The organism is Aquimarina brevivitae (assembly GCF_004216895.1).
Taxonomy (GTDB): domain Bacteria; phylum Bacteroidota; class Bacteroidia; order Flavobacteriales; family Flavobacteriaceae; genus Aquimarina; species Aquimarina brevivitae.
Genome location: NZ_SGXE01000001.1, coordinates 13,038 through 24,655, shown reverse-complemented (window position 1 = coordinate 24,655; position 11,618 = coordinate 13,038). Strand labels below are relative to the sequence as shown.

The window sequence follows — 11,618 nt, the reverse complement described above, 5'->3', positions numbered from 1 at the left end:
TTTCTTAACTAAGCTGCTCACTTGTTTTTCCAAATCTTCTTTCTCTTTGTTGATAGTTGTTTACGGCTTCAAATAAATCGGGTTTTTTAAAATCTGGCCATAATATGTCTGTAAAATATAATTCTGCATATGCTATTTGCCATAACAAAAAATTACTGATACGCTTTTCCCCGCTAGTGCGTATCAATAAATCTACATCAGGTAGCGTTTTGGTATACAAATGCTCATTAATGACTGCCTCATTTATTAAATGTGGCGAAATTACGTTATTTTTAACTTTAATACTTATTTCTTGTATAGTTTTTACGAGTTCTTCCCGGCTTCCATAGCTCAAAGCTAGGGTTAGCGTCATATGCTTATTTTCTTGTGTTTTCTCAATAACTTCTAACAGTTCTTTTTTTGCTTTTTCTGGTAGCAGATCTAAATTCCCAATAGCATTAAGCCTAATGTTATTTTTCTGAAGGGTGGTGATCTCTTTTTTGAGTGCTTTAACCAAAAGCTTCATTAAGGTTTCTACTTCCAGTTTAGGTCTGTTCCAGTTTTCGGTGGAAAAGGCATAAAGAGTCAAGAATTTAACCCCTAATTCTGCACACCCTTCAACAGCTTCTTTTACTGCTTTAGTGCCGTTTTCGTGTCCAGCAACTCTAAATAAGCCTTTTTGTTTAGCCCACCTGCCGTTACCATCCATAATAATGGCGATATGCTGAGGGATGTTATGTGTTAGTTGTTCTTTAGTAATCATTTCTTAAAAAGCACAATAGCAGGGCATTCTACCCCAGGTAAAGGATAATGTGATGCCAGCAAAAACATACCAGTCATTATTATCCAGATTACCAAAACCATTTCCATTATCACTATCCGGGTTGCTCCCGTCTAAATTGTCAGTGAATGTATATCGAGCCCCAATTTCGGCGCCTAATATCCATTGTCGACCAATCGTCTTTTTTATTCCTAAAACCATGGGAATAGCTGCACTCCACTTATCACCATAGGCACTAATTTGATTACCATTGGTAGGGTCTAAGGCTTTAGCGGTATAATTAAAACCTGTTAAACCTGTATACAGATAGGGAGTGAATTGAGACTCATAATCATATAAGTACCAGTCCCAGAAATTAAACTCTAGACCCACGGAGAATTCTTTAACAGCATTATTAAAACTATAGCCTCGTTGTTCTCTTCTGGTATCACCGTTAGCATCGTTAGCATATAATTCTGCATATAGAAAAGAAGCTCTAAATGCGTGTCTTTTACTGCGATTCCATTTTCCAATAACTCCAAAAGCAACATCGTTTGGCGCTAAATAATAAGTGGAACCTACATCACCGATGTAATTAGAACCTCCTAACATCAGCCCAACTTCGTAAGTTTGACCCGATGAAATTTGACCAAAAAATAATATAAATATGATTGCTGCTAAGTATCTCATAGATTTTCAAAAGTTTGCAAATATAACAATTAAGTTTACTACACAAGAATTTGTGCCAAATAGTCTGTTTTTAAAAACAGTTTTTACTTAATTTTATTGTTTAATTACGCTTATCCTCACCCCAAAGCATTTTTTTCCGCAATGTTTTTAAAAAACTATCTCCTTCCAAAACCACCATATTAATTTTGAAGGGTGTGGTTCTAATACGCACAATCGTTTCATTGGCTAAGGTATGAATTCTTGAGTCCAAGGAAACCAGGTAAGTATCCTCTCTTCCTGAAACCTGTAGCGTAATTTCTTTGTCATCAGGTATCACTAGCGGTCGAGCATTAAGGTTATGAGGAGCAATGGGAGTAAGTGTAATGTTTTCTGAGTCTGGCATAATTACAGGTCCTCCGCAGCTCAGTGAGTATCCAGTAGATCCCGTAGGAGTCGAAACGATTAAACCATCAGCCCAGTATGAGGTTAAAAACTCCCCGTTTAAACTGGTATGTACGGTGATCATCGAAGTAGTATTTCTACGACTTACCGCTATTTCATTCATGGCAAAGTTTAATGTTCCAAATTCTTCGCTAGGAGGATCAGTTTGAATATTTAAGAGACTTCTTGCGGATATATGATACTTTTTGTTGAGAATAAGATCAATGCTGTTTTTTATATCTTCTTTTTGGATCGTGGCTAAAAATCCTAACCGTCCGGTATTGATACCTGCGATTGGGATACCCAGGTCTCTCACATATGTAATGGTTTTTAATATAGTTCCATCGCCACCAATACTAAAAAAAAGATCATAGGTGTTGTCTAATTCTTCAAAAGTACTAAAGTGGGAATAGGACTTATGTATGGTTTCATTGGCATTTATTAAGGCCAAGAAGTCTTTTTCTATGACAACTTCGACATTATTTTTGTCGAGTATATCTAGTAACTCCTGTATATAAATCCCTGAGTTTTCGTGGTAAAATTGACCGTAAATTCCGATCTTCATGAAATAAGTTTGTTTTGGTTAGGTGGTTGTCGGCTTACATATTTAGATACTTATCTAAATATTTTGATCGCTCTTTTAAGTTTTCCAAAAACGTGTCTTCTTGATGTTTTGATACGATGTTGTAGCTATACCTTCTAAACGTTTGTACAATATTATTAATGTCAGCATCACTTATTTTCACGGTGATTTCAGCTACATCGTATTCTAGTTTAGATATGAATAAACCTAAAATTTTGGCATTGTTGGACTCTACTATTTGAGCGATTTCGCTGAATGAATAGTCCATCGCTCCTTTTTCAACGATGAGTACGTTGCCAGGTTCGCTTAAAAAAGGAGTGTCGTTAAAAAAGTTCATAATATCACTTAGCTCAAAAAAGCCAAGGTATTTGTTGTCATCATCCAGAACAGGAATAATATTGGATTGATTTTGTGCAAAAGATTCGAGGATATCTAACCAGTTGTCGTTTTCTCTGGCAAAAAAATGTTCTAATGCATATTGATATTCACTGAGTTTTTTGTCGGATTCATAACACCTGATGTCAGCTTCGGATACACAACCCAGATACACTCCATCCTTTACAATGGGGAAATGGGTATAGGTAAGTTCATTAAAGTGAATTTGCGCCTCTTTAACTGTACTATCCGTAGTTAATGGTTCAATTTCTCTTACTATGTACAAATTCGTTTTCATAGATTGACTGCCTTACGTATGCAAATTAATCAAAAAATATACAATCAAGGCACACTCAAGTTTGTATTTTTGTTTTTTTAGATAAACGACAAAAAATGATGACTAAACTAAGTGTTAATATCAATAAGATTGCTACGTTACGAAATTCAAGAGGAGGTAATGTTCCTGATTTGATCCAAGTAGCTAAAGATGTACAACGATTTGGCGGACAAGGAATCACTATACATCCTCGACCAGATGAAAGGCATATTAAATATCAAGATGCTCTAGATTTAAAATCGGTGGTGCACACAGAGTATAATATAGAAGGGAATCCTATAGCTAAATTCGTAGACCTGGTATTAAAAATTAAACCAACACAAGTAACACTGGTGCCAGATGCTGAAGACGCAATAACCAGTAACGCTGGTTGGGATACGATAAAACATAAGGCTTTTTTGCAGGAGGTGATTTCAGAATTCAAAGCCAATGGCATACGAACGTCTATTTTTGTGGATGCTGTTCCGGCTATGATTGAGGGAGCTAAACAAACAGGTACAGATCGAATTGAGTTGTATACCGAAGATTTTGCCAAAGACTATGCCGCAGGCAAAGGAGATGCGTCGGTTAAACCCTACCGGGATTGTGCTATTGTAGCTAATGCTATAGACCTGGGAATTAATGCGGGGCATGATCTTTCTTTGGATAATATTAAATATTTCAAAGAGAATATTCCTGGCTTATTAGAAGTGTCTATAGGTCACGCCTTGATTTGCGAATCCATTTATATGGGTCTTGATAACGTGGTTAATATGTATCTCAATAAATTAAAATAATTGACTATGGAATTATATGCTAATGTGATAGGAACAGGTAAACCGTTTATCATTCTACACGGTTTTCTTGGAATGGGTGATAACTGGAAGACTTTGGGGAGAAAAATAGCAGAAGAAGGATATGAGGTGCATTTAATAGATCAGCGCAATCACGGTAGGAGCTTTCATAGTGATGCTTTTAGTTATGAGCTCATGGCGGATGATCTAAAAGAATATTGCATAGCAAAGGGTTTGTCCTCGATAAAACTTTTAGGACATTCGATGGGCGGTAAAACGGCTATGTTGTTTGCCTCATTATTTCCAGAATATATGGACCAACTTATTATTGCCGATATTGCACCAAAGCATTATCCACAGCATCATCAGAAAATATTGGAGGGTCTAGATGCATTGGACTTTAGTGTTATCAAAAGTAGAGGAGCAGCCGATAAAGCACTGTCTGAATATGTAAAAGAGCCTGGAGTACGAATGTTTTTATTAAAAAATCTATATTGGAAAAAGAAAGGAGAACTGGGATTACGTATGAATCTTAGCTCGCTTATCAAAAATATCGAAGAAGTCGGTAAGGTATTAGATTCAGATTTATCGTTTGAAGGTAGTACATTATTCCTTAAAGGGTCAAATTCCGGATATATTGAAGCCGCGGACGAAGCTTTGATACAAGCGCAATTTCCACAGTATCAACTTGTAGAAATCACAGGGGCTGGACATTGGTTACACGCAGAGCAGCCGGATCTATTTTTAGAAGAAGTTTTAAGGTTTCTCAAAAAATAATTAAAATTTACTATGTATGCATAATATTTTAATGAATCCGTTGGTAGATTGGTATTTTCCTGTAATTTTGGTTCCTCAAATTTCTAGAATTCTAAAATCAAAAACAATTCTTAATTTATTATGAAAAAACTTTTATTATTAGTTGTATTGGTCTTGGCTTCATACACCACTTTTGCCGGAGGGTATAGGGTAGGTGTACAGGGGCAACGAGCCATTGCAATGGGGCACACTGGGGTAGCTGTGGTTGACAATGCTGAACTTGTATTTTTTAACCCGGCGGGTCTGGTTTACTTAGAAAACAAACTTAATGTGAGTGCTGGTGCCAGTGGTATTTTTACCGATGTTATCTATCAAAATGAAGAATTTGGTACTTCTTTTCAAACAGATAGCTCTGTAGGTACTCCTTTAAATTTATACGGATCTTACCAGGTTAATGATTGGATGGCTGTTGGTCTTGGGGTGTATACTCCTTATGGTAGTGAAGTAAGCTGGCCAACGGATTGGTCGGGATCACACCTGGTGAACAATATTGATTTGGCCGCTATATTTGTACAGCCGGTCGTTTCTTTTAAAATTTCTGACCACTTTAGTATTGGTGGTGGACCTATCTATGTAACTGGATCGGTTAATTTTAATAGAAATGCCAATCGTACGACAACCGACCTTGAAGGGAATCGTGCAAATATTACAGTAGATGATTCTGGGGTTACTAACTGGGGTTGGAGTGTAGGAGCGATGTTCTCTCCAACAGACAATTTTAGAGTAGGATTTAACTACCGAAGCGAGATTATATTAGAAGCCGAAGGTGGAGAAGCAACTTTTGCTAATTTCCCTAATTCACCGGCAGCGCCAGCAAATGGTACTACTACATTTAGTGCAGAACTACCATTACCTGCTGAGTTAACTATCGGAGTTTCGTATCAGTATGGAGAAAAATGGACATTTGCCTTTGATTACAACAGACAGTTCTGGGATGTGTATGAATCTTTAGATCTTCAGTTTGGTAACGGTGCAACATCCATTAACCCAAGAAATTATAAAAATTCGTCGGTATATCGTTTTGGTGCGGAATACAAAGCAACGGATAAAATTTCATTAAGAGCAGGATATTACAGAGATGAATCTCCTGTACAACCAGGTTACTTTGCTCCTGAAACACCAAGAAATGATTCTGATGGATTTACAGGAGGACTTAGTTTTGCTATTAATTCTAAGTTAGCTATTGATGCATCTTTCTTTTATTTGCGATTTGAAGAGGTTAATGCTTCTTATGATTACTATGAAGAAAACGGTCAGCAAGTTCCATTTGAAGGAACCTATAAATCCAGTGCATTTGCACCAGGACTTGGTTTAACTTATAAATTATAAAATAATGATTAAGAACACTATAAAATATTTTGCAATTCTGGCTTTAGGATTAGTTGCTTGTGAGCCAGAGTTTGACAATCCAATAGAAGAATCTGGTATATACGCTAGTGGAGAAGCTGATTTCAGCACTTATGTAGCTTTAGGAAATTCTTTAACAGCGGGTTATGCTGATGGGGCATTATATATTACAGGACAAGAAAATTCTTATCCTAACCTATTAGCGCAACAGTTTCAGCTAGCAGGTGGTGGTGATTTTACACAACCATTAGTAGAAGATAATACAGGAGGATTGCTTTTAGGAGGTAATCAAATTACACCTAATCGATTTGTTTTGGCAATTGATGAAAATGGTAATCCCGGTCCTGCAAGATATGCTGGTGCAGCACCTACAACCGACATAGCAAATAGGTTGACAGGATCATTTAATAACCTTGGTGCTCCAGGTGCTAAAAGTTTTCATTTAGTTACAGAAGGATATGGTAATACGGCTAATGTGCCAATTGGCCTAGCTAATCCCTACTATGCACGCTTTGCTAGTGCAGATAATGCAAGTATTCTTGGAGATGCTGTAGCACAGAGCCCAACATTTTTTAGCTTGTGGATTGGAAATAATGATATCTTAAGTTATGCTACTTCTGGTGGGGTTGGCGTTGATCAAACTGGGAATCCAGATCCTTCTACTTATGGAGGAAATGATATTACAGATCCAGGCCTTTTTGATAATGTATACAGAACCATGGTAGGAACACTAGTAGCAAGTGGATCAAAGGGAGTTGTGTTGAGTTTACCAGATGTAACCTCTATTCCTTATTTCACTACAGTGCCGTTTGCGCCATTAAGCCCGCTTAACCCTGATTTTGGTCCGCAAATACCAACTTTAAATGCAACATACGCAGGTTTAAACCAGGCGTTTGCATTTTTAGGGGTGCCAGAACGATCAATTCAGTTTTCTACTACCGCAGCTAGTGCTGTAGTTATTAAAGATGAGTCTTTAACAGATATTTCAGCACAGTTAACCCAAGTATTAACACCAACCTTTGGAGCAGAATTAGCTGCTATTTATGGAGCACAATACGGGCAGGCAAGACAAGCAAACGCAAATGATTTACTGGTATTGCCAAGTTCATCAGCGATTGCACAGCTAAATACTGATAGATTGACAGAGCTAGTAAGTTTTGGTTTAACTCAGGAGCAGGCAGGTCAATTGTCGGTTAATGGAATTACTTTTCCTCTAGAAGATCAATACGTATTAACGGCAGCGGAACAAGCTTTAATTTCTGCGGCAAGAACTTCATATAATGCAAGTATTAGAGCAGTAGCAGAAGAGAATGGATTGGCGTTCTATGATGCTGCGGCTGACCTGGCTATTTTGGCTAATACCGGTATACCCTTTGACGGAGGTGTAGTTACTTCTGATTTTGTGACCGGTGGTGGTTTTTCACTAGACGGCGTACATCCTACTCCAAGAGGACATGCTATTGTTACTAATGGAATTATAGAGGCAATTGAAAATACTTACGGAGCTAGTTTGCCAAGTGTTAATCCTGGAGATTATGGAACGATAACCTTAAGTAATGAAGTGAATTAGTACTATATTTCTAATAGATAATAAAAACCGCTTTGCAACTGCAAAGCGGTTTTCTTTTTTTGATGTATTTTTAAATACTTTAATTCTTAAATTAGATCTTACGTATGAAAGTTTTATTAAAAATAGTATTAAGCGCAGTGGTGGTATTAATTTTAGCTCAGGTTTTGCCAGGCGTTGCTGTAGAAAGTTTGTGGATAGCCATTATAGTTGCGCTGGTTTTGGCTTTATTTAATGCAATTTTAAAGCCCATCTTTGTGATTTTAACCTTGCCAGTAACCATCATTACCCTAGGGTTATTTTTACTGGTTATTAATGCTGCTATTATTTTATTGGCAGATTATTTTATTGATGGATTCACAGTTTCAGGATGGCTGTGGGCTTTGATCTTTAGTCTGTTATTGTCATTTTTTCAATCCATACTACATTCGGGATTAAAGAAAGATTAAACGTAACTGTATTTCAAGAAGTTAAAACTTTGTCGGGTTGTAAAAAAGTATTACTTTTGCAACCCGATTTTTAGTACAAATACGTAGAGCTAATGAATATATCTAAAGAGCAACTAGACGATTTAAATGCTGTAATTACAGTAGATATCAATAAAAAAGATTATAGCGATAAAGTTGATAAGATTTTAAAAGACTATCGCAAAAATGCGAATATACCAGGTTTTAGAAAAGGACACGTGCCTATGGGCTTGGTAAAAAAGCAATATGGTAAGGCTGTTTTGGTCGATGAGGTGAATAAGTTGCTTCAGGATGCATTAAACAAATACCTAACGGAAGAAAAACTTGATGTGTTAGGTAATCCACTACCTAAAGAAAAGGAAGGCTTCGATTGGGATGCTGATAATTACTCTTTTGAATTTGAATTAGGTTTAGCGCCAAAATTTGAAGTTGATCTTAAAAGCAAAAAAGCAATTACACAATATAAGATTGTTGCTAGCGATGAAATGATTGAGAATCAATTAAAGACCATCCAAAAGCAATATGGTAAATTAATTTCTCAGGAAGCTGTTGACAAGGATAGTTTAGTAAGAGGTACTTTTACTAATGAAGCTGAAGATATTGAAAATGAAACAACAGTTAGCCTAGATGCCATAAAAGGCAAAAAGAACATCGATAAGTTTGTAGGTGCTAAGGTTGGAGATACCTTAACCTTAAAAACTAAAGGATTATTCAACGAGGATAAAGATGTAATGGCTGCCCTTAAAATTGAAGAGGACAAAGCAAAAGATCTTGATGTAGAAGTTGAATTTACCATAGCTGAAATCAATAAGCAAGAGCTTGCAGATTTAGATCAGGAGTTATTTGATAAATTATATGGTCCTGGTAACATCAAAACAGTTACTGAATTAAAGGAGCGTATAAAAGAAGATGCAGAAAAGCAGTTTTCACAACAAGCAGATCAGCAGTTGCTAAATGATATTACAGAGCATTTATTAGAAAATACAAAGTTTGAATTACCAGTAGACTTTTTACAGAAATGGATTAGAGCCACCGGTGAGGAGGAACTTACTGAAGATCAAGCGAAGGACGAATATGAAAAAAGTGAGAAGGGATTACGCTATCAGTTAATTGAAGGTAAGATTATTAACGATAACAATCTTCAGGTAACTTTTGAAGAATTGAAAGATTTCGCTAAGGATTTGATCAAAAGGCAAATGGCTCAATTTGGTCAAAACGCTCCAGAGGACAAAGAATTGGAAGATATTGCAGCCAGAATTTTATCAAATCAAGATGAGGTAAAGCGTATGTCAGAGCAGTTGATGAGCCAGAAATTACTTGATTTTTATAAAGAAAATGCAAAGTTAAAAACTAAAGAAGTAACCTTTGATGAATTTGTAAAAGAAGTGTACAAATAGTTATTGTTACAGCTTATAATGAATTTTATACTTATATTTAGGGCGTTAAACAGTATTAGGTTAACGCCTTTTTTATTTAGATAAATTCAGGAATAGAAAAATATGGATTACGGTAAAGAATTTGAAAAATACGCGACTAAGCATCACGGAATTAATAGTAATTACTATAATGATATTATCAGTAGTATGAATCCTCTGGGAATGACTCCCAATATTATCGAGGAGCGCCAAATGAATATTGCTATTTTTGATGTCTTTTCAAGATTAATGATGGATAGAATCATTTTTTTAGGAACAGGTATCAATGACCAGGTAGCAAATATTGTTCAAGCGCAATTACTCTTTTTAGAGAGTGTAGATTCATCTAAGGATATACAGATATATATTAATTCTCCAGGCGGTAGTGTATACGCTGGCTTAGGTATTTATGATACCATGCAGTTTATCAAGCCAGATGTAGCTACCATTTGTACTGGTATGGCAGCCTCTATGGGAGCTGTACTATTATGTGCAGGACAAACGGGTAAACGTTCAGGGCTTCCACATAGTAGGGTGATGATTCATCAACCACTAGGAGGAGCACAAGGACAAGCAAGCGATATAGAGATCACAGCAAGAGAAATCCTTACATTAAAGGACGAACTGTACAAAATAATTGCAAAGCATTCAGGTCAAACTTTTGAAAAAGTGTATGAAGATAGTGATAGAGATTACTGGATGAAAGCAGATAAAGCCCTAGAGTACGGAATGATAGATGAAATTTTAACCAGGGAGTAAAAAAGTAAGATCTCTACTAGTTTACTCAAAAAAAGAAAGATATGGCTAAAGAAGATTTAGAATGTTCATTTTGCGGTAGGAAAAAGCCTGAAACAAATTTACTAATTGCGGGATTAGATGCCCACATCTGCGACAGATGTATCGTGCAAGCACATGGTATTGTTGTAGAAGAAGCGAAAGAAGATGATACAGGAGAGCTGAGCAATGAGCTGATGTTGAGAAAACCAATGGCAATCAAAAAGTTTTTAGATGAATATGTTATTGGTCAAGAGTTTACGAAGAAAATAATGTCCGTAGCAGTGTATAATCATTATAAGCGATTATTACAGCCACAATCTGATGATGATATTGAAATTCAAAAAAGTAATATCATTATGGTTGGGCAAACTGGTACCGGAAAAACCCTGATTGCTAAAACTATTGCGAAAATGCTTAATGTGCCTTTAGCTATAGTAGACGCTACGGTATTAACTGAAGCCGGTTATGTAGGTGAAGATGTAGAAAGTATACTTACCAGATTGTTACAAGCGGCGGATTATAATCTAGAGAAAGCACAACGCGGTATTGTTTTTATTGATGAGATCGACAAGATTGCACGAAAAAGCGATAATCCTAGTATCACCAGAGATGTATCTGGAGAAGGGGTGCAGCAAGCCTTGCTAAAACTTTTAGAGGGAACTGTTGTTAATGTACCGCCTAAAGGAGGCAGAAAACATCCGGATCAAAAGTTTATTGAAGTAAATACCGAAAATATCTTATTTATAGCCGGTGGAGCTTTTGATGGTATTGAGCGAATCATTCAGAAACGTTTGAATATGCAAGCTGTTGGTTTTAGTGCTTCAAAAACTGAAGATAGTATTGAAAAAAACAATTTATTGCAATATATCATCCCGAAGGATTTGAAAGAGTTTGGATTAATTCCTGAAATTATTGGGCGACTTCCGGTGTTGTCTTATATGAATCCATTGGATAATAAAACACTTCGATCTATTCTTACAGAGCCTAAAAATGCCATTATCAAGCAGTATATAAAGCTGTTTGAAATGGATGATATTGACTTTTCCATTACTGAAGGTGCTTTAGCATATATTGTAGAAAAAGCAGTAGAATATAAATTAGGTGCTCGTGGTTTGCGTTCCCTATGCGAGGCTATTTTAACGGATGCGATGTATGAGCTTCCTGAAAGTAAAGAGAAGTCCTTTAAAGTAACAAAGGATTATGCAGAACAGAAATTGAATAAGCTTACGGTGAAAAAGCTTAAAGCAGTATCTTAATTGGTTGAAAGATACTAAAACTAAAAAACCTGAAATCATATGATTTCAGGTTTCTT

At 36.2% G+C, this 11,618-nt stretch carries 12 protein-coding genes; 8 read left to right on the top strand and 4 right to left on the bottom strand.

Annotated elements, in window-relative coordinates:
* Positions 1 to 4: 4 nt before the first annotated feature.
* The 4 genes from EV197_RS00130 to EV197_RS00115 all read right to left on the bottom strand — a co-directional run bounded on the left by EV197_RS00130 (position 5) and on the right by EV197_RS00115 (position 3,105).
* Positions 5 to 742 carry an isoprenyl transferase gene (locus EV197_RS00130; RefSeq protein ID WP_130284706.1) on the bottom strand — a complete coding sequence of 246 codons (738 nt, stop codon included), beginning with the start codon at positions 740 to 742 and terminating at the stop codon, positions 5 to 7.
* 3 nt (positions 743 to 745) lie between these two features.
* The gene (gene porG, locus EV197_RS00125) at positions 746 to 1,429 is read right to left on the bottom strand and encodes a type IX secretion system protein PorG (protein WP_130284705.1); all 684 of its coding nucleotides are present in this window, start codon (positions 1,427 to 1,429) and stop codon (positions 746 to 748) included.
* A gap of 100 nt (positions 1,430 to 1,529) precedes the next feature.
* Positions 1,530 to 2,414 carry an NAD kinase gene (locus EV197_RS00120; RefSeq protein WP_130284704.1) on the bottom strand — a complete coding sequence of 295 codons (885 nt, stop codon included), beginning with the start codon at positions 2,412 to 2,414 and terminating at the stop codon, positions 1,530 to 1,532.
* 34 nt (positions 2,415 to 2,448) lie between these two features.
* Positions 2,449 to 3,105 carry a CBS domain-containing protein gene (locus EV197_RS00115; protein ID WP_130284703.1) on the bottom strand — a complete coding sequence of 219 codons (657 nt, stop codon included), beginning with the start codon at positions 3,103 to 3,105 and terminating at the stop codon, positions 2,449 to 2,451.
* Between the two features lie 98 nt (positions 3,106 to 3,203).
* On the opposite strand from EV197_RS00115, the gene EV197_RS00110 reads away from it, so the two are divergent.
* The 8 genes from EV197_RS00110 to clpX all read left to right on the top strand — a co-directional run bounded on the left by EV197_RS00110 (position 3,204) and on the right by clpX (position 11,562).
* Entirely contained in the window at positions 3,204 to 3,920 is a 717-nt protein-coding gene (locus EV197_RS00110) for a pyridoxine 5'-phosphate synthase (protein WP_130286161.1), read from the top strand.
* Between the two features lie 6 nt (positions 3,921 to 3,926).
* Positions 3,927 to 4,694: an alpha/beta fold hydrolase gene (locus EV197_RS00105; protein ID WP_130284702.1), complete on the top strand. Its 768-nt coding sequence runs from the start codon at positions 3,927 to 3,929 to the stop codon at positions 4,692 to 4,694.
* Between the two features lie 120 nt (positions 4,695 to 4,814).
* Positions 4,815 to 6,062, top strand: a complete 1,248-nt coding sequence (locus tag EV197_RS00100) for an OmpP1/FadL family transporter (RefSeq protein ID WP_130284701.1) — start codon at positions 4,815 to 4,817, stop codon at positions 6,060 to 6,062.
* Between the two features lie 4 nt (positions 6,063 to 6,066).
* Positions 6,067 to 7,650, top strand: coding sequence for a G-D-S-L family lipolytic protein (locus EV197_RS00095; RefSeq protein WP_130284700.1), 1,584 nt, complete (start codon positions 6,067 to 6,069; stop codon positions 7,648 to 7,650).
* Between the two features lie 104 nt (positions 7,651 to 7,754).
* Positions 7,755 to 8,096 carry a phage holin family protein gene (locus tag EV197_RS00090; protein ID WP_130284699.1) on the top strand — a complete coding sequence of 114 codons (342 nt, stop codon included), beginning with the start codon at positions 7,755 to 7,757 and terminating at the stop codon, positions 8,094 to 8,096.
* A gap of 92 nt (positions 8,097 to 8,188) precedes the next feature.
* The gene (gene tig / locus EV197_RS00085; protein ID WP_130284698.1) at positions 8,189 to 9,511 is read left to right on the top strand and encodes a trigger factor; all 1,323 of its coding nucleotides are present in this window, start codon (positions 8,189 to 8,191) and stop codon (positions 9,509 to 9,511) included.
* 102 nt (positions 9,512 to 9,613) lie between these two features.
* Complete coding sequence (gene clpP / locus EV197_RS00080; RefSeq protein ID WP_130284697.1) at positions 9,614 to 10,288, top strand: ATP-dependent Clp endopeptidase proteolytic subunit ClpP; 675 nt, start codon at positions 9,614 to 9,616, stop codon at positions 10,286 to 10,288.
* A 41-nt stretch (positions 10,289 to 10,329) separates the two neighbouring features.
* Complete coding sequence (gene clpX, locus EV197_RS00075; protein ID WP_130284696.1) at positions 10,330 to 11,562, top strand: ATP-dependent Clp protease ATP-binding subunit ClpX; 1,233 nt, start codon at positions 10,330 to 10,332, stop codon at positions 11,560 to 11,562.
* Positions 11,563 to 11,618: the final 56 nt, after the last annotated feature.

Excerpts from the sequence above, each read along its gene's own strand:
- EV197_RS00100 (WP_130284701.1), top strand. The coding sequence starts at position 4,815 with ATGAAAAAACTTTTATTATTAGTTGTATTGGTCTTGGCTTCATACACC.
- EV197_RS00090 (WP_130284699.1), top strand. The coding sequence starts at position 7,755 with ATGAAAGTTTTATTAAAAATAGTATTAAGCGCAGTGGTGGTATTAATT.
- porG (WP_130284705.1), bottom strand. The coding sequence starts at position 1,429 with ATGAGATACTTAGCAGCAATCATATTTATATTATTTTTTGGTCAAATT.
- EV197_RS00120 (WP_130284704.1), bottom strand. The coding sequence starts at position 2,414 with ATGAAGATCGGAATTTACGGTCAATTTTACCACGAAAACTCAGGGATT.
- EV197_RS00115 (WP_130284703.1), bottom strand. The coding sequence starts at position 3,105 with ATGAAAACGAATTTGTACATAGTAAGAGAAATTGAACCATTAACTACG.
- EV197_RS00130 (WP_130284706.1), bottom strand. The coding sequence starts at position 742 with ATGATTACTAAAGAACAACTAACACATAACATCCCTCAGCATATCGCC.
- EV197_RS00095 (WP_130284700.1), top strand. The coding sequence starts at position 6,067 with ATGATTAAGAACACTATAAAATATTTTGCAATTCTGGCTTTAGGATTA.
- clpX (WP_130284696.1), top strand. The coding sequence starts at position 10,330 with ATGGCTAAAGAAGATTTAGAATGTTCATTTTGCGGTAGGAAAAAGCCT.
- clpP (WP_130284697.1), top strand. The coding sequence starts at position 9,614 with ATGGATTACGGTAAAGAATTTGAAAAATACGCGACTAAGCATCACGGA.
- EV197_RS00110 (WP_130286161.1), top strand. The coding sequence starts at position 3,204 with ATGACTAAACTAAGTGTTAATATCAATAAGATTGCTACGTTACGAAAT.
- EV197_RS00105 (WP_130284702.1), top strand. The coding sequence starts at position 3,927 with ATGGAATTATATGCTAATGTGATAGGAACAGGTAAACCGTTTATCATT.
- tig (WP_130284698.1), top strand. The coding sequence starts at position 8,189 with ATGAATATATCTAAAGAGCAACTAGACGATTTAAATGCTGTAATTACA.